General features: G+C 68.8%; 26 protein-coding genes and 2 pseudogenes. 14 read left to right on the forward strand and 14 right to left on the reverse strand.

Annotated features, from left to right (window positions below):
• Positions 1 to 38 precede the first annotated feature (38 nt).
• Positions 39 to 188: pseudogene (locus ACGFI8_RS44365) on the reverse strand (serine hydrolase); the annotation flags it as partial.
• A 250-nt stretch (positions 189 to 438) separates the two neighbouring features.
• On the opposite strand from ACGFI8_RS44365, the pseudogene ACGFI8_RS44370 reads away from it, so the two are divergent.
• Both ACGFI8_RS44370 and ACGFI8_RS44375 read left to right on the forward strand, forming a co-directional pair.
• Positions 439 to 639, forward strand: a pseudogene (locus tag ACGFI8_RS44370) (hypothetical protein); the annotation flags it as partial.
• A 39-nt stretch (positions 640 to 678) separates the two neighbouring features.
• Positions 679 to 1,458, forward strand: coding sequence for a WD40 repeat domain-containing protein (locus tag ACGFI8_RS44375; RefSeq protein WP_392814277.1), 780 nt, complete (start codon positions 679 to 681; stop codon positions 1,456 to 1,458).
• Between the two features lie 88 nt (positions 1,459 to 1,546).
• On the opposite strand, the gene ACGFI8_RS44380 is transcribed toward ACGFI8_RS44375, so the two are convergent.
• From ACGFI8_RS44380 to ACGFI8_RS44390, 3 genes are all read right to left on the reverse strand, one after another.
• Positions 1,547 to 2,128, reverse strand: coding sequence for a suppressor of fused domain protein (locus ACGFI8_RS44380; protein WP_392814201.1), 582 nt, complete (start codon positions 2,126 to 2,128; stop codon positions 1,547 to 1,549).
• Between the two features lie 499 nt (positions 2,129 to 2,627).
• Positions 2,628 to 3,476 carry a PHP domain-containing protein gene (locus ACGFI8_RS44385; protein ID WP_392814203.1) on the reverse strand — a complete coding sequence of 283 codons (849 nt, stop codon included), beginning with the start codon at positions 3,474 to 3,476 and terminating at the stop codon, positions 2,628 to 2,630.
• A gap of 155 nt (positions 3,477 to 3,631) precedes the next feature.
• Complete coding sequence (locus ACGFI8_RS44390) at positions 3,632 to 4,078, reverse strand: NUDIX domain-containing protein (RefSeq protein WP_392814205.1); 447 nt, start codon at positions 4,076 to 4,078, stop codon at positions 3,632 to 3,634.
• A gap of 237 nt (positions 4,079 to 4,315) precedes the next feature.
• Between ACGFI8_RS44390 and ACGFI8_RS44395 the strand changes: the two genes are divergently transcribed.
• Positions 4,316 to 4,912 carry a GNAT family N-acetyltransferase gene (locus ACGFI8_RS44395; RefSeq protein ID WP_392814207.1) on the forward strand — a complete coding sequence of 199 codons (597 nt, stop codon included), beginning with the start codon at positions 4,316 to 4,318 and terminating at the stop codon, positions 4,910 to 4,912.
• A 63-nt stretch (positions 4,913 to 4,975) separates the two neighbouring features.
• Here the strand turns inward: ACGFI8_RS44395 and ACGFI8_RS44400 are convergent, their stop codons facing one another.
• The 4 genes from ACGFI8_RS44400 to ACGFI8_RS44415 all read right to left on the reverse strand — a co-directional run bounded on the left by ACGFI8_RS44400 (position 4,976) and on the right by ACGFI8_RS44415 (position 7,616).
• Positions 4,976 to 5,833 carry a hypothetical protein gene (locus ACGFI8_RS44400; protein WP_392814210.1) on the reverse strand — a complete coding sequence of 286 codons (858 nt, stop codon included), beginning with the start codon at positions 5,831 to 5,833 and terminating at the stop codon, positions 4,976 to 4,978.
• Entirely contained in the window at positions 5,830 to 6,198 is a 369-nt protein-coding gene (locus ACGFI8_RS44405; RefSeq protein ID WP_392814213.1) for a hypothetical protein, read from the reverse strand. Before ACGFI8_RS44405 ends, ACGFI8_RS44400 begins: the two co-directional genes overlap by 4 nt.
• 178 nt (positions 6,199 to 6,376) lie before the next feature.
• Positions 6,377 to 6,883 carry a hypothetical protein gene (locus tag ACGFI8_RS44410; RefSeq protein WP_392814216.1) on the reverse strand — a complete coding sequence of 169 codons (507 nt, stop codon included), beginning with the start codon at positions 6,881 to 6,883 and terminating at the stop codon, positions 6,377 to 6,379.
• A gap of 325 nt (positions 6,884 to 7,208) precedes the next feature.
• Positions 7,209 to 7,616 carry a nitroreductase family deazaflavin-dependent oxidoreductase gene (locus tag ACGFI8_RS44415; RefSeq protein ID WP_392814219.1) on the reverse strand — a complete coding sequence of 136 codons (408 nt, stop codon included), beginning with the start codon at positions 7,614 to 7,616 and terminating at the stop codon, positions 7,209 to 7,211.
• A 321-nt stretch (positions 7,617 to 7,937) separates the two neighbouring features.
• Between ACGFI8_RS44415 and ACGFI8_RS44420 the strand changes: the two genes are divergently transcribed.
• Positions 7,938 to 8,348, forward strand: coding sequence for a hypothetical protein (locus ACGFI8_RS44420; RefSeq protein WP_392814222.1), 411 nt, complete (start codon positions 7,938 to 7,940; stop codon positions 8,346 to 8,348).
• A gap of 103 nt (positions 8,349 to 8,451) precedes the next feature.
• Here the strand turns inward: ACGFI8_RS44420 and ACGFI8_RS44425 are convergent, their stop codons facing one another.
• Both ACGFI8_RS44425 and ACGFI8_RS44430 read right to left on the reverse strand, forming a co-directional pair.
• Positions 8,452 to 8,991 (reverse strand): DUF1269 domain-containing protein, encoded by a 540-nt coding sequence (locus tag ACGFI8_RS44425; protein WP_392814224.1) that lies wholly within the window; start codon positions 8,989 to 8,991, stop codon positions 8,452 to 8,454.
• Positions 8,992 to 9,007: 16 nt separating this feature from the next.
• Positions 9,008 to 9,157, reverse strand: coding sequence for an SHOCT domain-containing protein (locus tag ACGFI8_RS44430; protein WP_392814227.1), 150 nt, complete (start codon positions 9,155 to 9,157; stop codon positions 9,008 to 9,010).
• 296 nt (positions 9,158 to 9,453) lie between these two features.
• Here ACGFI8_RS44430 and ACGFI8_RS44435 point away from each other — a divergent pair, with 296 nt between their 5' ends.
• A complete protein-coding gene (locus ACGFI8_RS44435; RefSeq protein ID WP_392814229.1) occupies positions 9,454 to 9,627 on the forward strand; it encodes a DUF308 domain-containing protein in 174 nt (57 codons plus the stop codon).
• Here the strand turns inward: ACGFI8_RS44435 and ACGFI8_RS44440 are convergent.
• Together ACGFI8_RS44440 and ACGFI8_RS44445 are read right to left on the reverse strand one after the other, a co-directional pair.
• On the reverse strand, positions 9,618 to 10,574 hold the full coding sequence (locus ACGFI8_RS44440) for a PPK2 family polyphosphate kinase (protein ID WP_392814231.1): 957 nt from the start codon (positions 10,572 to 10,574) through the stop codon (positions 9,618 to 9,620). The genes ACGFI8_RS44435 and ACGFI8_RS44440 overlap by 10 nt on opposite strands.
• A 23-nt stretch (positions 10,575 to 10,597) precedes the next feature.
• Positions 10,598 to 13,333: a cation-translocating P-type ATPase gene (locus ACGFI8_RS44445; RefSeq protein ID WP_392814233.1), complete on the reverse strand. Its 2,736-nt coding sequence runs from the start codon at positions 13,331 to 13,333 to the stop codon at positions 10,598 to 10,600.
• A gap of 299 nt (positions 13,334 to 13,632) precedes the next feature.
• Here ACGFI8_RS44445 and ACGFI8_RS44450 point away from each other — a divergent pair, with 299 nt between their 5' ends.
• The 5 genes from ACGFI8_RS44450 (at position 13,633) to ACGFI8_RS44470 (ending at position 17,664) form a co-directional block, all read left to right on the forward strand.
• Entirely contained in the window at positions 13,633 to 14,151 is a 519-nt protein-coding gene (locus ACGFI8_RS44450; RefSeq protein WP_392814235.1) for a hypothetical protein, read from the forward strand.
• Positions 14,152 to 14,302: 151 nt separating this feature from the next.
• Entirely contained in the window at positions 14,303 to 14,836 is a 534-nt protein-coding gene (locus ACGFI8_RS44455) for a hypothetical protein (protein WP_392814238.1), read from the forward strand.
• A gap of 7 nt (positions 14,837 to 14,843) precedes the next feature.
• Entirely contained in the window at positions 14,844 to 15,857 is a 1,014-nt protein-coding gene (locus tag ACGFI8_RS44460; RefSeq protein ID WP_392814240.1) for a hypothetical protein, read from the forward strand.
• 15 nt (positions 15,858 to 15,872) lie between these two features.
• A complete protein-coding gene (locus ACGFI8_RS44465) occupies positions 15,873 to 17,210 on the forward strand; it encodes a Dyp-type peroxidase (protein ID WP_392814243.1) in 1,338 nt (445 codons plus the stop codon).
• 82 nt (positions 17,211 to 17,292) lie between these two features.
• Positions 17,293 to 17,664, forward strand: coding sequence for a VOC family protein (locus ACGFI8_RS44470; RefSeq protein WP_392814245.1), 372 nt, complete (start codon positions 17,293 to 17,295; stop codon positions 17,662 to 17,664).
• Positions 17,665 to 17,865: 201 nt separating this feature from the next.
• On the opposite strand, the gene ACGFI8_RS44475 is transcribed toward ACGFI8_RS44470, so the two are convergent.
• A complete protein-coding gene (locus tag ACGFI8_RS44475) occupies positions 17,866 to 18,444 on the reverse strand; it encodes a TetR/AcrR family transcriptional regulator (RefSeq protein WP_392814248.1) in 579 nt (192 codons plus the stop codon).
• 87 nt (positions 18,445 to 18,531) lie between these two features.
• On the opposite strand from ACGFI8_RS44475, the gene ACGFI8_RS44480 reads away from it, so the two are divergent.
• Together ACGFI8_RS44480 and ACGFI8_RS44485 are read left to right on the forward strand one after the other, a co-directional pair.
• Positions 18,532 to 19,413, forward strand: coding sequence for an SDR family oxidoreductase (locus ACGFI8_RS44480; RefSeq protein WP_392814250.1), 882 nt, complete (start codon positions 18,532 to 18,534; stop codon positions 19,411 to 19,413).
• Positions 19,414 to 19,988: 575 nt separating this feature from the next.
• The gene (locus ACGFI8_RS44485; RefSeq protein ID WP_392814252.1) at positions 19,989 to 20,702 is read left to right on the forward strand and encodes a hypothetical protein; all 714 of its coding nucleotides are present in this window, start codon (positions 19,989 to 19,991) and stop codon (positions 20,700 to 20,702) included.
• 45 nt (positions 20,703 to 20,747) lie between these two features.
• Here ACGFI8_RS44485 and ACGFI8_RS44490 read toward each other — a convergent pair whose 3' ends face one another.
• Positions 20,748 to 21,128: a hypothetical protein gene (locus ACGFI8_RS44490; protein WP_392814255.1), complete on the reverse strand. Its 381-nt coding sequence runs from the start codon at positions 21,126 to 21,128 to the stop codon at positions 20,748 to 20,750.
• 155 nt (positions 21,129 to 21,283) lie between these two features.
• Between ACGFI8_RS44490 and ACGFI8_RS44495 the strand changes: the two genes are divergently transcribed.
• Positions 21,284 to 22,207, forward strand: a complete 924-nt coding sequence (locus ACGFI8_RS44495) for a ketopantoate reductase family protein (RefSeq protein ID WP_392814257.1) — start codon at positions 21,284 to 21,286, stop codon at positions 22,205 to 22,207.
• Between the two features lie 8 nt (positions 22,208 to 22,215).
• Positions 22,216 to 22,851: a TetR/AcrR family transcriptional regulator gene (locus ACGFI8_RS44500; RefSeq protein WP_392814258.1), complete on the forward strand. Its 636-nt coding sequence runs from the start codon at positions 22,216 to 22,218 to the stop codon at positions 22,849 to 22,851.
• Positions 22,852 to 23,306: the final 455 nt, after the last annotated feature.

Raw genomic sequence — 23,306 nt, forward strand, 5'->3', positions numbered from 1 at the left:
AGATCCCGCAGCGTCATCGCGTGTTTGGCCGCAACGGTGTCTTCCAGTGGCCCGTTGGGATCGGCGAGCACGGTCATGTCCGCCAGCTCCGGGAGCAGGTCGTCGACAGGGTCATCGAGGCGGAGGGTGCAGTCTTCGACAAGCGTCATCGCACACGCCGCGACGATCGGCTTCGTCATCGAGCCCATTGCGACAGATCGTGTCGCCTGCCATCGGCGTCCTCGACCCTGCGCCCTCGAACGTCCACCTCACGCCGACAGCGGCCATCCGTGCATCCGGACCGACGCTGCAGGCGTTCGTACCCCGTGGCCGCCGCTGGCCGGGGTCCGGGAGACTGTGCTGGTGATCGTTGCCGGTTCCTACCGTCGCTGGGCGCGGGTGACGGCCGTCGCGACGCTGCTGTCGTTGGCGGGATGCACGCTGCGCCCAACGGGCGTGGTGTCGACGGATCGCTCGGCCCCGCCCCCGCGGTCGGCGGCGTCACCCGGCTTGCCGGGTCTGGCTGGTTCGAGGCGTCCGCAGTCGGCCGGACAGGAGCAGACACTCGTCGTTGGTGATCACCACGGTGCGGTGTCGAGCGTCGGCTTCAACGTCGAAAATGACCTGCTGTTGAGCGGCGGGTCGCAGGACGGCGCGATTCGGATCTGGGATGTGGCTACGTGCACGCAGCATGGACCGGTGCTCCGGCACCCGGACGTCACTACGCTTGCCCGGGCCGTGTTCAGCGAGGACGGCAGCCTCATCGCCGGGATCGACGTCGACCGCTCGCAGATTCAGGTGTGGGACGCGGTGCACGGCGGGCCGGCCGCCACCGTCCAGGTGCCCGAGGCGGGCGGTGGTCTCGCGTTCGGCAACCTCTCCCAGTTGGCCATCGGTACCCGCGACCACATCGTGTTTCGTGACGTCGAGACCGGCGCGGAGGTGGCGCCGCCGCTGGATCATCCCGGGAAGATCCGGGCACTGGCCTACAACGGCAACCGCAGCTGGCTGGTCAGCGGCAGCGACAACGGCACGGTGGTGGTGTGGGACCTCACCCACCAGCCGGCCCGACGGCTGGCCACGCTCACCGTGCCGGGCGGCGGCAGCGTCGTGGAGGTGGCGACGACGGGCGACGGGCGGCTCGTGGCGGCGGCCGGCCTCGACAACCGGGCGATCTCGCTCTGGCAGCTGCCGTACGGCACATCAATCGGCGAACCCGTGACCCTGCATGGCCGCGCCTCGGCGGTCGCGTTCAGCCCGGACGGCATGCACCTGGCAGCCGGCGGCAACGAGGGCCTCCTGCTCATCGACACCGCCACGGGCACGCCGCTCTGCCCGCCCAGTCCGTACAGCAGCCAGTCGATCGCCTACCACCGCACCGGCCGGCTCGCCAGTGCCGGCACCGACGGCAAGGTACGCCTCTGGGAGAACGACGATGCGCTCGCTCATTGTGACACCGACACGCTGACCGCTGTCTGAACGTCCCGGGCACGTCCGCGCGCGCTGAGCGCGGCAGACGTGGGCGCGTGATCATGGTCTCGCTTCGTGCCGGAGAGGCTGCCGCTCTTCAGGGCACCACGGAAGTCCGGTGAGAGTCGGTGGGGTTGATTCCTGCGGTCTCGAAGCGTTGTTCGAGGGCCTCCAGGCCGTGGGTGTGCCGGAATGTCTTTTCGGCCTCGGTAATCGGTAACAGCCAAAGGACCCGGATGTGTCCGCTCGGCACGGCGCAGGTCTCCAGCTTCGGACCCCATGGATACGGCAGGCTGACGAGCAGGTGGTCGCAGGCCGACCCGGGAATCCACGGCTGCCCGATCGGCACGGTGTGGCCAAGGTCGAGCGCGTGATCGTGGCCGGCGGCGTGGTAGTACGCGATCATCGTCAGGGTCTCGACGTGTACTTCATCGGCGGCGATCGGGGCGTAGAGCACGAATTCCAGGCCATGGCCGTGCATCTGCGTGGCGTCCCAGAGGCCGGCGGTCGCGTAGAGCTGGCCGCCCTCTTGCGGGGCGAGGCTAAAGATGTGCAGGGTTGGCACCCGGTCGCGGATCGGACCGGGGGCAGCCGCCAGAACGGCAACGTCCCGGCCCGGGAAACGGCCGTGGAGGTGCTGCAGCAGAGCCTGGGACGCCGGCGTCAGGTCATGATCCACGTTTGCAGTTTCGCACGCCGCTCCAACGCCACACCGGGCCCTCTGCGGCCGGAGCATTTACCCGACTCCGCCGGTGCATCGACGAGCTGCCCACGGTGGCCCTCCCGTCCGACGGCCGTTATGCCCATCATGACCGTGCGACGGCTGAGCAATCAGAGCGTCCGGCTCGGCACGGAAGTGCTGATGGTGCTCGGCGCCGCTCGGCTCGATGTACGACGACCCCGGCGTGGCCAAGGGCGAGGTCATCACGGTGTACGTGGACCGCGACGACCCCGAAAGCGTCGTGGCCGGCACCGGCCTGGTCAGCGACTACGCCGCGGGTTCCTGCCGCCGGTCCTGGTGGCCATCGGCGGCGTCGTGCTGGGCATCGCGGGGCCTCGGCTGCGCCGGCGTCTACCCGCCCCGGTCCCTGTCCTTGCCGGCGTCGTCATCGCGTTCGCGTCCTGAGTGCCGTGATCGTGCCGGTCGGCGTCACCGGGGCGATGCGGCGGGTCTGGCGTCAGTTCACGCGTCCCCACAGGTCGTATAGGTGCCTGCCTGGCCGGAAGCCGTGCGCCTCGGCCATGTGCGCCGCCTCCACGAACCCGTGACCGACGAATGAGGGCGTGTGGGCGTCGCTGCCGAATGTGATCGCGTCGCCCCCTTCCTCGTGCCACCAGGTCAGGATGATGCCCTGCAGGGGCAGGCGTGTGTTGACCTCCAGCGCTCGGCCGGTTTGTGCGGTCGCTCGCAATGCGTCGCGAAATTCCTCCTCGAACTCGGCTGGGTCGAACGGGCCGGCCCGCTCCGTCGGCCAGGAGCGGACCGGGTAGTCGATATGAGCCAGCACCTCGAAGAGGTCACTCTCCGCGACCAGGGCGGACACGCCGGCCAGGTAGTCGCGGACCACCTCATGCGCGTCGCGGTGCGGGTAGATGCCCCACGGTTCGGCGAAGCCGCCCCGATCGGGCAGGGTGTGCAGGGAGCCGAGCACCCGGTCGAACTGGCCCGATCGCAGGACGTTCGTGCAGGCGGACTCGTGCCGATGCGGTTCGCCCAGCTCCAAGCCGCTCAGGATCCGCAGATCCGGGAATCGTTCGCGGCAGCGTGCGATCGACTCGAGATACCGGGATGCGTCGAACGCCGGCGGCGTCAGGATCCCGTCCGGGTCGGCGATAGCCGTGAGATGGTCCATGGCGTACGGGCCCTCGATCTCGACCCGCCAAGTGGTGTGATCCAGATGTTCGGTGAAGGCGATAGCCGGCAGCCCGATCTCCACCGCCCGCGCGCACGACCGAACCATCGAGCCCACATTCCGCGCATCCCAAGACCACTCACTGTGCACGTGACTGTCCGCAGGCAACGGCACCCCGGCAACCTCCAGCGATCGATCCCCCAGCCAAGCTACCCAACTCCGGACAGTGCCTCAGCTCAATCCATCCGTCCCACGGCCCGAGCATCCTCAGCGGCGCCGATGTTCCGAATGCCACAGGCTGTGCTGCGGCATGCCTTCCGCTCCTCGCGTCACCACCCATGTACCGCCAGCAGGTCCCCCCGTGCGATGGCCGCCAACGCCGCCCCGACGTAGTCGACGAGGTCGGACGGCAAGGCCGACGCCTCGACCCAGCACAACTCGGTGCACTTGCCGGGCTCGGCGATGTGCGGCTCGCCGCTCCAGCGCTCCACCGAGAAGAACAGGTGAAAATACTCGTGATCGTCAGAGTCCTCCGGCGCGGTGTGCATGAGCAGCGCGAGTCGGCAGCCGCGCGGGTCGGCTTCGATGCCGAGCTCCTCCCGCAGTTCGCGAATCAGTGCGGTGATCGCATCCTCTCCGCCGTCCAGATGTCCGGCCGGCAGGCTGAGCTGATCATCGCGGTAGCCGGTCGCAGCGCGCCGCATGAGCAGTATTCGCCCTCGGTCACGCAGGATGCCGTAGACGGCGGCGGCGACATGAAAGCGCTCGGCAGGCATCGCCTGACTCTATGCCCGGCCGCACGCTCATCGGCCCATCCCTATTTTCACACCCGCCAGGTCCATGAAGGAGGGGAGATGACTACTTGTTTCACTTGATGTACGAGCGCAGCCCGGCCAGGCTGGGTCGAGGTGACCGGCGGGTGGCTCTCCGGCCGGTGTACAAGTCAGAGAGTTCGACGTCCGCCGGCTCGAGCACGCTTGGGCGGCCGCTCGGCGACGCCTACGATTCTGAATGTGTCCTCTCCCTTCACGACCAAGCCTGTGCTGACGGGTGAACGAACCACGCTTCGACCATTCCGCGACGAGGACCTGCCGGCGATGGCGGCGGCAATCGCAGACGCCGAGGTGCTCCGATTGACGGGCAGCGCGCACTCCACCGCAGAGACAGTGCAACGTCGCCCGATTGTCGATGACCGCCTGCGTAGCTGGTACGGATCGCGGAACGCCCAGGACGATCGGCTCGATCTGGCGATCGTGGACAACGACTCCGCGATGTGCGTGGGAGAGGTCGTGCTCAACAATTGGGAACCTGCGAACGAAAGCTGCCAGTTCCGCATCCTCATCGGCCAGGATGGCCGCGGTCGTGGCCTGGGTACCGAGGCGACCTGCCTCATCCTGCGGTACGCCTTCACCGTGGTGTCCCTGCACCGTGTCAGCCTGGAGGTCTATGCCTTCAACCCGCGGGCGCGGAGGGTGTACGAGAAGGCTGGTTTCAAAGTAGAGGGTGTGAAGCGTGATGCCCTCAAGTTCGACGATCATCGAGTGGACTCGATCGTGATGTCGGTGTTAGCGCCGGAATGGATCGAAGCGCAATCTCGACAGGCGTCGTGAGCGGTCGGCGGAACCGCTTCCCGGCATGCAAAGGCGCGCCCGGACATCCTTTGAGGACACTGCCTAGCGGACTACCGCGCTCAGGGCGTCGGGGTCATAGCTGTCCTCGTCCGCCGGTTCGGTGGCGAACAGGGTGACGGTCGCGCCCGGCCGCAGCGACTCGCGCAGCGCCGCCAGGTCCGCGCCTGGCTCCACGCGGTGCCAGCGGCGCTCCTCGCCCGACCGCTCCAGCAGCGGCAGCGCGGAGCCGGCCGCCGCCACCCGGTCGGCCACCTCCGACCACCACGCGTCGCCGGCGACGGGCAGCGGCGGCACGACCAGGGCGGCGCGTTTGGATATCTCGAGCAGCGTCATCCGCTCCGGCGGCCGGCTCGGCAGCGGTGCCACGCCGGAGCGCAGCATCGCGGCGTACACCCGCCGGCGCAGTCCGAGCACGGCCACGCCGAGCAGCGCCGCCAGCGCCAGCCGGGCCGCGAGAATGGGGATCATCCACCGCAGGCGCACGCCGAACGCATGTGCGGCCATGAAGTCCGCGTGGGGCAGCGTCGCCCCGGCCACGAGGGTGGCCGCGGCGCCGACCTGAAACAGCGTCATCGGGGTCGTGCGCAGGACCGCGGCGGGATCCTCGCCGAGCCCGCGCACCGCGGCGACGTTGAGCAGGTACCACGCGAAAGTGGCGGCGAGCAGCGCGAAGAACAGCACCATCTCGCTCGTGCCGAGACCCAGCCCGGCCTGCAGGACGTCGAGGTCCGGCGACGGCAGCGCGGCCCGGACCCGCAGCAGATAGGCCAGGTCGAACGCGGCGACGACGGCGAAGACGCCCGCCACCGCGAGCAGGCCCCACGTGGCCCACTCCACACGGGCGCCCGCCCCACCGGCGGCGAGCCGGAACGGCGGCCCAGCGGTCGCGCTCGCGGTCATACCCGCCACCCGCCCGCCACCGCGTGGAGCCGCTCGGCCGCGGGGACATCGCCGGTCTCCACCGCCCAGCGGTCACCGGCGACCAGCGCGGCCGGAATGCCCGCGAAGCCGGAGCTGACCACGATGACCCTCTCGTCGTTCACCCAGGCATCGCGTTGTGCGTTGTCATCGAACGTCATCACCGTAACGTCGAAGCCGCCCTCCTTACAGGCGACGGTCTCCCGCGCCCCGGAATAGGGCCGCGGTTGGGCCGCCGAGCAGCCGAGGAAAGCGGCCAGCGCAGCCGCCGAGGGCGCATCGGCTGCAGCGGAGTCTCGGCTCGCCGCGATGCCGTTGGCCGCGATGACCGCGACCGCGACCAGCATCCACAGGAGGCGTTGGAGGGACACGCCAGGTACTGTACCGGCGAATGGTTCGTCGTGGAGTCCGGGTTTTCCCAGTGAAGTGCCACCGTCACCATGGCTACCTGTGTGCATCCGATCTTGGTGGCATTCGACTTGGTGCAACTCTTCAAGCAACGGCCGCTGGCAATAGGCCCTGACGTCAGTAATGAGCGAGTATCTGAGCGACGGGATGACCAAGGAGTACAGCTACCTCGGCGAGCTCCTCGGCGTCGAGTTCGTATTTGGCGCGGGTCGGGTTCATGGCGCACACCTCAAATCGGGCGAACCCGACCGGCCAGTCGTAACGAAGCGAAGCCAGGGAAACGGCCGCGCCGCAGCAGGGCGCGGAGACGTCGAGGCTGTCAAAGCTTTCGCCGCTCTCGTCGATCAGGTCGTTGAACCACTCCATGTCGATGTCCCGGTCGCAGGTCGAGCACGAGATTCGAGCGGTGTTCTCGCCGGCATCGATCAGGGTGACCCGGTCGTAGAACTCATGCTGAACCTCCTCGACATCCTCCTCGGGGCCGGAGAACAGCCGGGCTACGTAGGCCGTTGCCGCGGCGGCGCCCTCGGGCGAGGGCTGCCACTCGCGGTCAGTCGGGATCAAACGAATGTACCCATCGCTCACGGTACCCAGCATGCCCGATCGGCGGTCGGCATTGATCAACCGGACAGCGCATGTGTGGCTCGCCCTCGACCTGGCGTGGCCAGGACGAGCCGGAATCATGCAGGACCTGCGCACCTGCTCGTCCTGCGGCTGGACACACCGTGACGTCGTGCCACCGCAACTCACGGCACGCGTCGACGCGCGAGGCGTACGGCTCGCCGATAACCGATCCTGAATGCGTGGTTGCGTCGCCGACCACGAGACGGAACCTATCGGCCTCGTTGGTGATCATTGGTGAGTTGTGCGGCCGTGACCGCTCGGATGCAGCGACCACGCGGACTGCGGGCGGCGCATATCCGGCGGACTGGGGTTGTGCCGTCTCCGCCTACGGTGCAGGTTCCAGTACGACGACTGGGATCTGGCGGGTGGTCTTCCGCTCGTAGTCGGCAAGGCCTGGATACGCGGCCTTCTGCGCGCTCCAGATCCGTTCCCGCTCGTCTCCTACGGCGACTCTGGCGACCAGTTCGACTTTGCCCGTACCGATCTCCGCTTGGACCTGCGGATGGGCGAGCAGGTTGTAGTACCAGTCGGGGTTGGTGGGCGCACCGGCCTTGGACGCGAACACGGCGTAGCCGTCGTCCACCTTCTGGTACATCACCGGATTGACGCGAGGCTGGCCGCTCTTGGCGCCGACCGTGTGCAACAGCAGCAGCGGCGCGCCGGCGAACTGACCGCCTACCTGCCCAGCGTTGGCGCGAAACTCAACGATAATCTTGTCGTTCCAGTCGTTCATGACGTCTTCTCACCCCCTGGGTTCCGGCTCCTCAATCACAATTCTGGCAGTCCGGCCCCGGCGTGACATTGCGATGAGACCAAGCGCCAACGAGCCGGACGGCGGTGACAGTGCGTAGCTACCGGATCGCGCCATGACAGTTCATGCGATCTTGACGTGCTCGCGCGTGGCGGGGGGACTCGCTTCCTTCGTGGGTGGTCCTTGGCGTGGACAGGCTCATCCGCAGAGCTGTCCTGCTCCGCGCCGGTTGCCGACGCCGACCACGTGTACCTGCGCAATAGGTTCGGCCCGTCTCTGGTGGCATGCCCGCGGAAGTACGCCATGAAGTTCAAACAGTTCGTCGCCGGCATCGCGCCGGCGCTGGTGGCCGCTGGGTTTGAGGAGGTGCGGCCACATCCTTCGTACGCGCCGCACACGCACGTGGTGTTCGTCAGCATCGAGGCGGGCGATGTGCTGTGCATCGAGTTCCAGCCCATGCCCACCCCGCCAGGGCGCCTGGACTTCATGGTCCGGCTGTGGGCCGCCACCGCGAACTGGATATGGGCCGTCAGCGCGGACGACGACGTCGCCCCGCTCCAGGCGGCGCTGGCCTACGAACTGCTCGCCGTGACGATCCCGGGTATGCGTGCCGAGCTGCGCATCACCATGCGATCGAGGACGCCATCCAGCGGAGCGACGATGCTACCGCCCGCCAGCTCATCGCCCCAGCGATCACCAGGACCCGCCGCCTGAGCGCCAGCGACCGTGTGCGCTCAGGCGGCTGCAGAGTGACCAGCGTGACCAACCCACGGCCGTTGACGGTCCGCCTGGTTACTGACGCATGCGGTTCATTTCATTATGCGGGCGTCAGATGCAGGGCTTCGATGGCATCGCGTAGACGCTGCTCCGCGTCCACGCTCAGAGAACTGCGCAGCAGTTGGCCGCCGAACTGGTACTTCGCCATCTCCGCCATGACCTTGTCGACGGTGACCTGGTCGACGAGCAGGAACAGTGCCGCCGAGCCGGGCTGCAGCGCCGCGCCGACGTCTTTCATGAATTTGTCGTCCACACCGACGTCGGTGAGCTTCCCAGCGACCGCACCGCTGGCCGCACCGACCGCCATACCGACGAACGGCGCGAAGAACAGCAGCCCGATGAGGCCACCCCACAGGGCCCCACCGGCGGCTCCGACAGCGGTGGCGCTTGTCGCCTGATGCAGCCGGACCTTGCCGTCGGGGCCCACGTCCACCACGGCGGCGTCGCGTACGGTGATGAGCCCCTGCCGCTGGAGTTCGATGATCTTTTCCCGGGCGGCGTTTGCGGTGGTCACGTCGCGGTATCCGATTGCAATCAGATCGCTCATGATGCTTCCTCTCAGATCGCCGGTCGGCGGCACCGCCCTTCGGTGCCGATCAGCTGAGAATCTTGCCCTTGCCTCGTTCGAATTCGGCGGCGCTGATGACGCTGCGTTGTCGTAGTTCGGCGAGTTTGGACAGCTCCTCGGCGGTTCCTTCGCCGCCCGCGGTACTTGGGTACTTGCCGTCCAGCCTGCCTACGCCCACCCGCTGAGGTCGCGACTACGGAAGACGTCGACGAGAACCGTGATGACCACGAATATCCAGGGACATCTGTCTCTCTCCCCCCGCCTGCTGTCCGTTCGGGCGTCTCTGCTCAGCTGCAACGATCGTCACTTTGTTGCCGAACCGCCTCGCCCGGAAGGAATGACGATCGTCGTGTCGGCGATCCCCACCGGATACCCGCGCTGGATGAGGCCGTCTCGTCGTGCAGGGAGAAGCGTCTTACGCAGAGCCTGCTTGTAACGGAGCGGTTCGGTCTGTTCGCCAAGGGGAGCACGCGAGTGTGGCTGCTGGTGCTCGGTGCGGCCTCCGTCGTCGTCGGTCTGCTGTTCGTCGGTTGGCCGGGCATCTCACCTCGCATCCTGGTGCTGCTCACCGGCATCACCGCTCTGATCCTCGGTACCGGCGAGATCAGCTTCGCCTTGCAACGGCGCCACCGACCCCGTCAGCCATGAGCGCTGACCGGCCTGGTGCCGGTGCGGCCTCGGTCCGCGGGTGCCTCCGATTCCAGTGTCGCCTTGGCGCTGAGCAGTTCCCGGCGCGCCGACTGGTCGACCGTGGGGAACTGCGGGTTGATCTCGATGAGGGCGTTGGCGATCACCGCCGCCGCGGCGAGCCGGGCGAACCATTTGTGGTCGGCCGGAATGACGTACCAGGGGGCCCAGTCCGTGCTCGTGTTCGACAGCATTTCGGAGTATGCCGTTTGGTAGGCGTCCCAGCTCTGCCGTTCGCGGAGGTCGGCGGGGGAGAATTTCCAGTTCTTCTCGGGCCGCTCGATTCTCTTCAGCAGGCGCTTGCGCTGCTCCTCCTTGGACAGGTTGAGGAACAGCTTCACGATGTGGAAGCCGTTGTCGGACAGGTGGCGTTCCCAGTCGGTGATGGCGCGGTACCGCCGTTTCCAGATGTCACCGGCCTTCGCCGCGGCCGGCAGTTTCTGGTGTTCCAGGTGCTCGGGGTGGACCCGGACGACCAGGACCTCCTCGTAGTGCGAGCGGTTGAAGATGGCGATCTCGCCGCGGCCGGGCAGCCGTTGCACGAAGCGCCACAGATAGTCGTGGTCGAGTTCCTCGGCGGACGGCACCTTGAAGCTGTGCACGTGGACGCCCTGGGGATTGACGCCGCTCATGACGTGGCGGATCGTGCCGTCCTTCCCGGCGGCGTCGAGTCCCTGGAGCACCACGAGGACGCCGTGGCTGTCCTGCGCGGCCAGCCTCGCCTGGTATTCGGTCAGCAGGCCGCCCCGTTGGAGCAGTTCGGCGCCGTCACGCTTGCCGGCCAGCTGCGCCGTGTAGCCCGGGTCGTACCGGCCCGGCAACCGGACCTTGGCGCCGGGCGGCACCCGCAACCGCGCGATCAACCCCGCAATCCGCTCGGCTGTCCGGCCGGTTTTCTGATCGGTCATGGTGTGCGTTCCGTTCGTCGCATTCATCCCGGGGCCAAGGCGCCGGCCGTCGCGGCACGGTGACGCAGCACCAGCTTGCGCAGCTCGGTGACCACGATGACCGTTGCGCCGGCGGCCAGGCACACGAGCCACTGCGTGAGGTTGAGGCTGACGGTGTGCAGGATGCGCTGGAGCACGCCGAGTTCGGTGGCGAGGACGATCGCGATGGCCGACATGCCGCTGGTGACGAGGAACCGGTGGTCGTCGAAGGTGTCCAGGTTGAACATCGAGCGTAGGTCACTGCGGACGGTGAACGACAGGAGCAGGTTGAGGATCGAGAACGTCGTCAGCCCCATGGTGCGGGCCACGTCGGTTCCGTAGCCGCGGTCGGCCCAGGCGATCACAGCCAGGGTGGTTGCGCCCAGCACCAGGCCGACGACGGCGAGCCAGAGCAGGGTACGGGTGGTCAGCAGCGGTTCGTCGGCACGGCGGGGCGGTCGTCGCATGATGTCCTGCTCCGGTTTGCCGTAGCCGAGGCCGATGGCCTGGAAGACCTGGGTCGTGAAGTTCACCCAGAGTGTCTGCAGCGGCAGGAACGGCACGCCGGAGGCGATGTTGAAGATGCTGGCGCCCAGGAACGTGGCGATGAACCCGATGAGGACGCCCATCTGGAAGAAGACGTACCGCTTGAGGTTGTCGTACAGCGCCCGGCCGATCTCCACGGCCTTGACGATGGTCGCGAAGTCGTCGTCGGTGAGGATCATCGCGGCGGCCTCCTTCGAGACCTCCGTGCCGGTGATCCCCATCGCGATGCCGATGTCGGCGCGTTTCAGGGCCGGTGCGTCGTTCACACCGTCGCCGGTCATCGCGACGATGTGGCCCTTGCGCTGCAGGGTTTCCACCAGGCGTACCTTGTGCTCGGGCGTCACCCGCGCGATGACCCCGATGTGGTCGATCTCGCGGGCCAGCTGCTCGTCGCCCATCGCGGCGAACTCGGCGCCGCTGATGGCCCGGCCGTCGATGCCAAGCTGTTGCGCGATCGCCGCCGCGGTGACGGCGTGATCGCCGGTGATCATCCGGACCCGCATCCCGGCCGCCTTCGCCGTGGCGATCGCGGCCTTCGCCTGGGGCCGTGGCGGGTCGACGATGCCGACGAGGGCGAGCAGGGTCAGCCGGTCGAGGGTGTCGAGGAGGTCCGCCTGCGGGTCGAACGCCGCCGGGTCGAAGTCCTTGCGCGCCGTGGCCATGACCCGCAGCCCCTGCTCGGCGAGCCGCTCGTTCTCAGCCATGTAGCGTGCGCGAAGCTCGTCGTCCAGCGGGGCCGGCGCCACGCCAGGCGTGACCACCGACGCCGCGCGCGCGAGCAACTGGTCCGGTGCGCCCTTGACGAAGCAGCGCACGACGTCGGTGCCCGACTCGTCGGTCATCCGGTGGAACGTCGCCATCAGCTTGTACGCGGCGTCGAAGGGCACCTCCGCGACGCGCGGGTACCGCTGCCGCGTCGACGCCACGTCGAGGTGGCCCTTCTCGGCGAGCACGACCAATGCGCCCTCGGTGGGATCGCCGATCAGCTCGCCGTCCCTCACTGCCGCGTCGGAGGCCAGAGCCATAGGCAGCAGGAACGGCTCCAACGGCACCTCCGGCTGACCGGCGGCGTGCCGGATGTCGCCGTCGGTGCGGTATCCGCTGCCCGACACCACGTACCGTCGGCCCGGGATGGTCAGCTCGACGGCGGTCATCTGGTTGAGCGTCAACGTTCCGGTCTTGTCCGAGTTGACGGCCGAGGTCGATCCCAGCGTCTCGGTCGACCGCAGCCGCTTGACGATCGCGTTCGCCCTGGCGAGCAGCTGGGTTCCGAGCGACAGAATCGTGGTCACGACCGCCGGGAGACCGGTCGGGACGGCCGAGATCGCGAACGCGATCGCCGCGAGGAACACCACGTTGAACGGGTTGCCGCGGGCCAGGTTGAGCGCGATCGACAGCACCAGCGCGACGCCGGCGACGACGAGGATCTGGTTGGTGAGCCGCGACAGCTGCCGGGTCAGCGGCGTCTCGGCGGTCGGCTCCGCCTGCAGCATCCCGGAGATGTGCCCGACCTCAGTCGCCATCCCGGTCGCCGTGACCACGAGCTCACCCGTACCCCGCGTCACGTTGGTGTTCATGTACACCATGTCCACCCGGTCGCCGAGCGCCGCACCGGCCCCGGGCACCGTGTCCGCGTCCTTGACGACGGGAACGCTCTCCCCGGTCAGTGCCGACTCGTCGACCTCGAGCCCAGCGGTCCTCACCAGCCGCCCGTCGGCCGGTACCAGATCACCGGCCTCGACCTGCACGACATCACCCGGTACGAGCTCCTCGGCCGCGAGCTCGGTCAGCTGCCCGTCGCGGCGTACCCGTGCCTTGACGATCATCATCTTCTGCAGCGCGCTGACGGCGGCCGCGGCCTTGCCCTCCTGGCGCAGCCCGAGCACCGCGTTGAACAACGTCAGCGCCAGCAACAGGATCCCCGTGCCGAACTGCTTGAGCGGGTAGAGGCTGCCGATCCCGGCACACAGCAGGACGATTTGCATCGGATCCGCGTACTGTCGCACGAACGCCCGCCACCACGGTTCCTTGCGTGACTCGGCCAACCGGTTCGGGCCATACGTGGCACGCCGCGACAACGCGTCGGCGGCTGACAGGCCGGTCAGCAGTTCGACGTGCTCGACGGCGAGTGCGTCATCGACCGACAGTGCGTGGAAGGGTGTGGTTTCGGCCTCGCTGGTCGACAACGTGGCCATGAGCTGATCGCCTCCTGAATCCGAAGCATGGAGTCGGACTCAGCTACCCACTCTTTGGCGGTTGACCCCACGCCTCCGCATGCCCTCAACGACCTCGTCCTGGCACGTACCGGGGCACGAACGGCGTACAGCGGTCTCGAGGCCGTTTCGCCCACCACGGACTGGAACACCGGCACTCCTGCGATCGCGGTCCTCGACCCCCTCGCTGCAGGCACAATGACCTCCGTATGGGCAGCCGACTACCACGTAACGACCTCTTACGAATGATCAGAAGCCTTGGCACGACTGAAGGTACGGCAATGGCATTCCCTAGACGTCGCCGGCATTCGATCGCAAGACGTGTCCACCTGACCGGCTCCACCGAGGAGAGTACGGCGGCCGGAATCTACGGCGTCATCGTTAGCGCGGCTGTCATGGCCTCCTCCCACGTCGGCTCGGCGACGGCCCTCGTCGTAGCAGTAGCGGTCACACTCATCGTCTATTGGGGTGCCGAACGCTACGCCCGGCTGGTGGCGAAGCGCATCCATGAAGGCCATCGGCCGGCATGGCGCCAAGTGCGGCCACAGTTGACCACCGGATGGGAAATCGTGACCGCCTCCGCTCTGCCCGTGGTCGTCCTCGTCGTTCTGCGCCTGATAGGCATCGACCTGTACCTTGCGGTGATCTGGGCGTTGGTGTGCAGCACGGCGTTGCTGTGCCTGGCCGGCTGGGAAGTGGGTCGACATGGTCAACTCACCGGCCCTGAGCGACTGGCGTCGGCAGCGGTCACCGGCATGTTCGGCGTCGTGATGATCTTGCTCAAGATCGCACTGCACTGAAGCCGTTCACATCTTCGAGTGACCGCCGCCGCTACACCACTCCTCACTACTGGTTTCGGGTTTCAGACATGTTGAGTGAGGGAAGAAGGGCGCGTTCACGTTGCAGGCGGGACGGTGACGGGCTTTCGCCTGCTCGGCGATGGAGCGTTGCATGGAGATCAAGCCCGCGGCGATGGTGATCCCGAAGGACACCAGCCACCTGCAGCAGGGCAAGTATGGTCCGGTTTTCCCGCGCACGCCGGCCTGCTACGGCTTCACGATCATCGCGACGGTGAAGCCCGGCGGGGCGGACGTGATGCGCGCGTACGGCAGCACCCTGGCCGCGGCCCTGGAGGCCGACCCGTACCTGCTGGCGCCGCTGAAGCTGCACTACCTGCGGTGGGTGTTGTTCGACGACGACACCAGGTTCATGTACCAGGGCATCTTCGACACCGACTTCGACAAGTACACCGAGGACGCTGTCGCGCTGTTCACGAAGTCGGGGGTGAGCACGGCGTTCGAGAATCTCGAGGGGTTCCCGGAGGACTGGAGGACCAACCCGGAGGCGTTCGTCCGGTTCGTGCGTGAGCACCAGTGCCCGAGCTTCATCGAATACGGCGAGTACCCGTACGTCACCGCCGACGAGATCAAGAAGGCGCTGCGGATCAAGCACGCTCTGTCCGAGATGCTCGACCAGCTCCAGTGAGGACCCGATGACCGATCAGCCCACCGCGCGGGTCTACAACACCAGGCACCAACCGCGACCGTACACGCCCGGCCGGCGCCGCGTGAGCATCTACATAACGTGGAGCTATCCCGCCGAAGCCGGTCACGACCCCCAGGAGCTGGACAATCGGTTCTCCACGATGACCGAGGTGCGCCGGGTGACCTGGCCCGCCTACGAGGATCCGAAGTTCGCTGATCCGATGCGGTTCCAGCAGGGCATCGCCGGGTCCCTCGAACTGTTCTTCTGGGCGTGGGCGCCGTTCCAGGACTTCGCCGCCGAGACCACCGGGCACCCGGTGGCGGTATACCAGCGCGTCGACCAGGCCGGGTTCGTCACGCCGCTGGACGAGCGGGTGCTCGCTGACACCGACACGCTGTTCGTGTTCGGCCTGGACCACATGATCACCGGACAGGAGGCCACCGCCGAGGAAGTCGACGCGGTACGCGGGTGGGTCAACCGGGAAGGCACCCGCCTGGTGCTGGGCCCGCACCACGACGTCGGCGCCGGCGACGACCTCACCGTACGTGACATGGAATATCACCACCACGGCGATGCGCTCGTACCGCGCCAGCAGCGGTTCGGCCGCTACACCCGTTCGCTGATGGAGGGCCTCGGCGTGCCGGTGCAGAACCGGTACGGGCTGCGCCCGGCTGTGGCCGCGCCGGGGAGGATCGCCCCGCTGTCGATCAACCGGGATCTCGACACCCTCGGCTGGCTGACCGGAGTGACCAGCTTCAACTTCCACATGCACCTGCCGCACTACGCGATCACCACCGACGACGAACAGGCGGTACGGGTGCTGGGCCGCCAACGGATCGACCTGTCCCAGCCGCACCCGTTCACCGAGGCCGGCAACACCGAGTTCAACATGTTTCTGTGGCTCCCTGCGGCGGGCCCGCGTGCCGGCGACATCCTCATGGCCGACTCGACGATCTTCAGCACGCTGTTCGGCGCCGACGAGAGCCTGCGCAACTTCTGGCGCAACGTCGTCACCAGGTAACGCGGAGCCCAGACCGTGGACCTGCACGACATCCAACGCGGCGTGCTCAGCCCACGCCCCTCGCCGTACGCCGCGACGCACCTCTTGTTCCGGATCGACAGCCGTGCCGACGGCCGCGAGCTGATGCGCCGCGCCGCGGCCGTGGTGACCTCCGCCGCCGACGGCGTCAGTCCGCTCGGCGAGACCTGGGTCAGCGTCGCCGTCACCTGCCAGGGTCTGAAGGCGCTGGGGGTACCGCAGGAGTCGCTGGACTCGATGGCGTGGGAGTTCCGCCAGGGCATGGCCGCTCGCGCCACCGCGTTGGGCGACACCGGGTCCAGCGGCCCCGAGCACTGGGAACCGCCGCTGGGCTCGCCGGACGTGCACGTCGTCCTGGTCGCCGTGGCGCCGGACACGGCGCTGCTGGAGGCGGCGATCGACCGGGCCCGTCCCGCGTACGAACAGCTGGCCGGGATCACCGCGATCTGGCGGCAGGACTGTCACGCCCTGCCGACTGAGACCGAGCCGTTCGGCTACCGCGACGGCATCAGCCACCCCGCCGTCGAGGGCAGCGGCATCCCCGGTTCGAACCCACTCGAGCCGCCCCTCAAGGCCGGCGAGTTCGTCCTCGGTTACCCCGACGAGCTCGGGGGCGTACAGACCACCAGGCCCGATGTCCTCGGCCGCAACGGCAGCTACGTCGCCTTGCGCAAGCTGCGCCAGGATGTCGCCGCGTTCCGCCGGTTCCTGCGGGACAACTCCACCGGCCGCGACGACGAGGAGCTGCTTGCTGCCAAGGTCATGGGCCGGTGGCGCAGCGGCGCCCCGCTCGCGCTGGCACCCGAGCGCGACGACCCGGCGTTGGGCGCCGACCGCAGCCGCAACAACGCCTTCCTCTTCGGCAGCGATGATCCGGACGGGTTCACCACCCCTGGCGGTTGCCACATCCGCCGCGCCAACCCGCGCGACTCGGCCGTCGCCGGCGAGCCACGCCTGCACCGCATGATCCGCCGCGGCGCCGCGTACGGGCCGCTGCTGCCCGACGGCGTCCTCGACGACGACGGCGCCGACCGCGGCCTGATGTTCACGTTCGTCGGCGCCCACCTTGGCCGCCAGTTCGAGTTCGCCCAGACCCAGTGGCTCAACGACGGCGTCTTCTTCGGTGCCGGTGACGCTCGCGACCCGATCGCCGCCACCGGCGACGGCCCGGGCGACTACACCATCCCCCGCCGTCCCGTCCGCCGCAGGCTGCAGGGCGTGCCGAGGTTCGTCACCACCCGCGGCGGCGAGTACGCCTTCCTGCCCAGCCTCAGCGCGCTGCGCTGGCTCGGCGAACAGACCGACCGGGCTGAACCTACCGGCATGGACGTGTGAATGAACGTGCACGCCCGCCCCTGGCAGGGCAGCATGGACCGTGACGCGCGGCTACCCCGGTCGTGCGGGAGGGAGGCACAGAATGTTCGCGAAGACGAAGGCGTTCAGCGGCTTCGCCGTGCCCGACGTCGCCGCCGCCAAGCTGTTCTATGGCGACACGCTCGGCCTCGACGTGACCGAGCAGTCCGGCATACTCACGTTGCACCTGGCGACCGGCGGTACGGTGATCGTCTACCCGAAGCCGGACCACACCCCAGCGACGTACACGATCCTGAACTTCCCGGTCGACGATATCGACGCGGCCGTCGATGAACTGGTCGCGAAGGGCGTGACGATGACCCGGTACGAAGGATTCGAGCAGGACGAGCGCGGCGTGTTCCGAGGTGGTGGGCCGTACATCGCCTGGTTCGCCGACCCGGCCGGCAACATCCTCTCGGTGCTGCAGGAGCGCTGAGGTCTGCAATGCCAGTGGGGGGGGGGGGGGGGGGGGGGGGGGGGGGGGCCCCCCCCCCGCCCCCCAAACCCCCGGGGGGGCGGGCGGGGGGGGTGTGGCCCACTGGCGGGGGGGGCCCCCCGGGGGGGGCCGGCCGGCCCCCCCCCACTCGCGCGTCAAGATCCCGACGACGCCGGGACTACGCTCGGGTGAGGTGTCCGGTCAGCCCAGCGATGCGCTCGCCGCGCGCAGCTCGTCCAGGGCCGCCAGGGTGTACCCGGCCAGCTCGTCCTTGGCGTCACGGTCGCCCTCGGACCATTCGGCGTACCCCCGTTTGAAGGCGAGAACGCCCAGCTCGCCCGCGAGGGCCGCGGTCGGATCGGGTACGCCGCGGGCGACCAGAGCGGCTGTCATCGCGGCCGCGAGGCTGACGCTCTTCAGGGCGTCACGTTCTTGAAGTTCGGCGCTGGCGGCGACGGCCGCCTTCAGGCGTGGGGCGAGCTCGCGATTCATGGGGCCCATCGCGCTCGAGGCGCGCTCGAGACCGGCAGCGACCGCCTCGAGCGGGCTGGCGCTACCGGGCGCCTCGGCGATCCCCTCGGCCAGCAGCCGGCTCAGCGTCTCCTGTCCGGCCACCAGCAGCTCGCGCTTATCGGGGAAGTGCCGGAAGAAGGTGCTTTTGGTGACCCCGGCGCGCTCGGCGATCTGCGCGACCGTCGTGGCGTCGTACCCCTGCTCGGTGAACAGGTCGACGGCAGCCACGACGAGGCGTTCGCGCGCCCCTGGTTCCCACCGACCCATGATTGCCATCATAGGCGATGGGACTTTTGTCCCGTCGTCCTGGTAGCGTGTGACGGGACAAGAGTCCCATCACTTCGGGAGAGTTCCATGCGCGTCTTCATCACCGGTGGCACCGGCCTGATCGGTTCCGCCGTCGTCGGCGAACTACTCGGCAACGGCCACACCGTCCTCGCCCTCGCCCGCTCCGCCGCGTCCGCGCTGGCCGCCGAGGCGGCCGGCGCCGAACCGCTGCGGGGAGGTCTCGCCGACCTGGACATCCTTCGCACCGGCGTTGCTCAGGCCGACGGCGTGATCCACCTGGCATTCAGCAACGACTTCAGCAGCCCCGACGCCCTCGCGAAGGCGGTCGCCGAAGAGAGTGCCGCCCTCGCGACCCTGGGTGAGGAACTCGTCGGCAGCGACCGCCCCTTCGTCACGGTCTCGGGTACGCCCTATGTGCCAGGCCGTGCCTCCACCGAGGCCGACCCGCTGCCGACCGACGGGCCGGTCGGTGGTCGTGGTCGCGCGGTCACGGCCGTCCTGGGCTTGGCCTCGCGCGGGGTCCGGAGCACGGCCGTACGCCTGCCGCGCACGGTTCACAACCAGGGCACAGGTGGGTTCGCCGGTTTGCTGACCGACATCGCACGCCGGACCGGAGTGTCCGGCTACCCGGGCGACGGCGCACACCGTTGGCCGGCCGTGCACGCTCTCGACGCGGCAGTCCTCTTCCGGCTGGCCCTGGAGCTGGCGCCGGCCGGTAGCTCCTGGCACGCCGTGGCCGACGAGGGCGACGAGGTGCGTGACATCGCCGCAGTCATCGGCCGACGGCTGGGCCTGCCGGTCGAGTCGGTACCATCGGACACCTACGGCCCTCTCGGCCCGATCTTCGCGACCGACCAGCCCTCGTCCAGCACCCACACCCGGCAGACGCTCGGCTGGGAGCCGAGGCACCCGCGCCTTCTGGAGGACCTGGAGAACATCCAGCCCTGACCGGCGAGACAGGCCGATGCCCGTGACCTGTCACCTGTCGGCGTGCGTTTCTTGCCACTCAATCTGGATTTGCGGCGGGTCAGGGTTGCCGCCATGACGCGGCATCCGGGCTGTCGTTCGGGCCGGGGATCCTGGCATGCTTGGTCGATGTTTTCGTCACGGACAAGCCCGTCGATCGCCTCGATCATGGCGGTTATGCCTGGCCGGGGAACGATGACCAAGTCCGTCGACCAGAAGTACCTCCCACCGGCGGCTTCGCCGGTATGCGCCCAGCGGCGTAGCACCGCATCGATCGCGTCCATGTGAGCCTCGTTCGGAGTGTCGACGTGATCATGATCCGGTGCCGGTGCGGTGGCCGTCCCGAGGTCTGGAAACTCGGCCGCGATCCTCGAACCGCCTGGGCGATGGGGGACGGCGCGCACTCCAACGGCACATCCCAGCACCGCGTCAACGGCGCGCTCGGCGGCAGTTGGATAGCGTTGCGCGGGAGTGGCCCACGGGCGTTGATTTCGGTTGATGTACGACCGGTCTCTGCCTACCGTGCGTGCGTGGGGGATCGTTCGGGTGCGACCCGCATGCGGCTGCGCATGCGGGTGCACTACGTCTCCGGCACTGCCCGGCTGCAACGTGTCGTCATGACGGCGGCGCCGCTGCGCCGTACCCACATCACCAAGGTGCTGTGGCGGCACTCCGGCGCCTTGACCAGTTCCCGGGCGGATTTGCTGCGCCTGGGTGCGCTGTTCCGGTTGGCCGCCGCCAGTCCACATAGCGCCGTGTTCTTGCCTCTGCGAGCGAACCCGGTCGGTGAGTGCGTAGCTGACTGGGCCGACAGCCATGGGCTGGCGGACCTGGTCATCGTGCGCCGAGACGTGCACCTGCGGCCGTCGGCCTGGCCGTCGATCCGGGCACGCTTGGGGCGGCGCGGTGCCGGCCCGGGAACGTTGTCGACCATGCTGACTCCGGCCCCTCGACCCGCCGTGGACAACCGGGACTGGGACTGGATGCGGCAGCGACTGTCCGTTGCCGAGCATGGCGACACGATGGTGCTGTCGGGTTGGCCCGAGGCCCTGTATTACGCCGGTGACGAACTGACGCGGTGCGGCAACGAGGTGGCAGTCAACAGCGAGATCCGCCGCTACGGTGGGCCGGCGTTGCTCGGCCAGTTCAACGGTCCCGGACACCGTTCGGGGCGCCGCGACGCGAGCTGGGAATGCATGGTCCTTGCCGTGGATGAGATCTTCCACCGCAACCGCTGGCAGCCGACCGCATCCGGGTCGGATCCCAAGTAGATGGCGAAACGGCTTCGGTCCGCTCGCTGGAGTGTGATCGGACGGTCAGGCGGCGAAAGCGAGCTCCCGCGGCGGGGCGGTGAAGTCGCGGGGCGGCAACGGGGCCAGGCCGTCGTGCTCGACCCCGGCGACCGCCCGGATCGCGCCCTCCGGCACGCCGGAGTCAATCTGGACCGCGTCGCCGTTCACCCCCGGCGCGGTCGCGATCATGCCCCCGGTGACCAGTTGAGGCCCGGCGACCACCACGGAGAAGGTGCGGCGGTTGCCGGTCTGGCCGGACTGGCCGGACACCGGGCGGCCCACGGTGTCACGCACGGTCGTGGTCGGGACATCGCCGGCGCCGCAGCGGTCGCCGAACGCGGAGTGGTCGCCGATCGGGCAGCGGCCTGCGTCGATCGCAGCGCGGGCCACCTCGGGGCGGAGCACCGGCTCGCAGTGCGGCCCGACGCCGGGAGCGGGCCGACCGCCGGCGTCGACGACGCGGGCGACGGGGAGCGGGTCGCAGCGAGTGCCGTCGGCGGCCAGGGTGGCGTACGCGTTGGCCAGGTCCAGGGCGGTGGCCTGAGACCGCGGCCGGGCGGGTGCTCGTCGTCGGCGCCGGGGCGATCGGCGGGCTCATCGCGGCCAAGCTCGCGGATGCGCCCAGCGTCGCGGTGCTGATCGCCGCCCAGCGGCCGATCGGCAGCTTCACCTTCACCCCGCTCGGCGGCGCGCCGGCCGAGCCGGACGTGACGGTAGTGCGCGACCCGAGCGAGCTGTCCGGGCTGCCAGGGCTGTCGTGGGTGGTCGTGGCGACCAAGACCTACGACGTCGGCGGCGTCGGGCGATGGCTCGAGGCGCCGGCGGTGGCCGGCGCGACGGTCGTGGTGGCCCAGAACGGGGTCGGCCACCACGAGCGGCTGGCCCCGTTCGTCGACCCGGGCCGGGTCGTCCCGGCGCTGGTCACCTACGGAGCCCGCCGCACCGGGCCGGGCCGGGTGGTGCACACCCTCGACGGCGTGGTCCGGGTGCCGTCCGGCCCCGGTGGCGAAGGGTTCGCCGCGCTGGCCGCGCCCACCTCGCTCAAGGTCGAGGTCGTCGCCGACTTCGTCACCGCGCAGTGGACCAAGCTCGCCTACAACCTGGTGGGCAACTCGATCTCCACGATCACCGACCTGCCGGTCCGGGAGATCGGCCGGCGCCCGGAACTGCGGCGCATCGCCACCGCCCTGGTGGGCGAGGCCCGCACCGTCGCAGCCACGCAACTGGCCGCGCTGCCGGCCGACCTCGCCGAGCGGATGCTGGACGAGTTCGCCGCCTACCCGGACACGGTCCGGTCCTCGATGTGGCAGGACCGACAGGCCGGGCGACCGCTCGAACACGATGCGATCAGCGGTGCGCTGGTTCGGGTCGCGCGGTCCCATAATATAGACACGCCCTTTTCGCAAATGGCCACCGACCTGCTGGAGACGCTGTCTCCGATGCGGGCGCCGGCATCGCCGGTTTCCCGCGTTCCACCCACATAGGAGATCAGATGCCCGGTCCCACCGAGGTTCAGCAGGCACGTCGCGACAACGGTCCGCTCACCGACCGTGGTGCGACGCGCAAGCGGGCGCTCCTGGACGCGGCCCGTCGGGTCTTCGAGCGCAAGGGATTCATCGAGACCCGCGTGACCGACGTGGTCAAGGAGGCGCAGGTCTCGCACGGCACCTTCTACACCTACTTCGACACCAAGGAAGCCATCTTCTCGGCGGTCGCGCACGACATGGTCGACGCGATGCTGGCGTCGATGTCGACGCCGATCCCCACGACCGGCTTCGACGAACGCATCCACGACCTGGTGCGCCGCTTCGTGCAGGCGTATCGGCCCCACGCCAAGATGATCGGCCTGATCGAGCAGGTGGGCACCTTCTCGCCGGAGATGCGGGAGCTGCGCCTCGACATCAGGGACACGTTCGTCAGGCGCACGAAGCGGGGCATCCAGCGGCTGCGCGCCGGCGGCGTGCTCACCGATCCTGACATGGATGTCGAATACATCGCCGAGGTGCTCGGCGCGATGCTCGAATACACCTGCTACCTGTGGTTCTGCCTGGACAAGGACTTCGACGAGGACCGGCTTGTCGACACGCTGGCCCTCGTCTGGCGCAAGACCCTGCGCGCCGCTCGCTGATCCCGGAGCAAGACCCCGACACCCCCTCCGCGTCGGCCATGGCCGTACGTGAATCCCTTGGCGCGTAAGCGTCAATCAGATGTCCACAATGGACAATCCCGGCCTGTGGTGAAGCCGGATCGAGCCTGTCCTCGTCGACAAGAGCGCCCTTGACAGGTCCCGGGGCGGCGGTCACGCTTGACATGCATGTCAACAACTGATTGCGCTGCCGTTTCGGGGGACAGCTGGTCGTGCCGCGCGAGGAGTACGGCACCATGGCCGGCTACACCCAGATGGGCGGCGAAGGCGCGCAATGGGTCGGCATGGCCCCGTTCACCTCGACCAGACCGTGCATGCGCCAGCCCCCAACCGAAGACAGAGGTTCGCCGTCAGGTATCGGCGGATCCTGAGTGTTCCAGCTACTTGACACAAGTATCAAGTAGCTGCTGGGCGCGATCCGGGCAGCCGGGCCCCGC

The sequence above is a fragment of the Dactylosporangium sp. NPDC048998 genome (assembly GCF_043197855.1).
Classification (GTDB): Bacteria; Actinomycetota; Actinomycetes; order Mycobacteriales; family Micromonosporaceae; genus Dactylosporangium.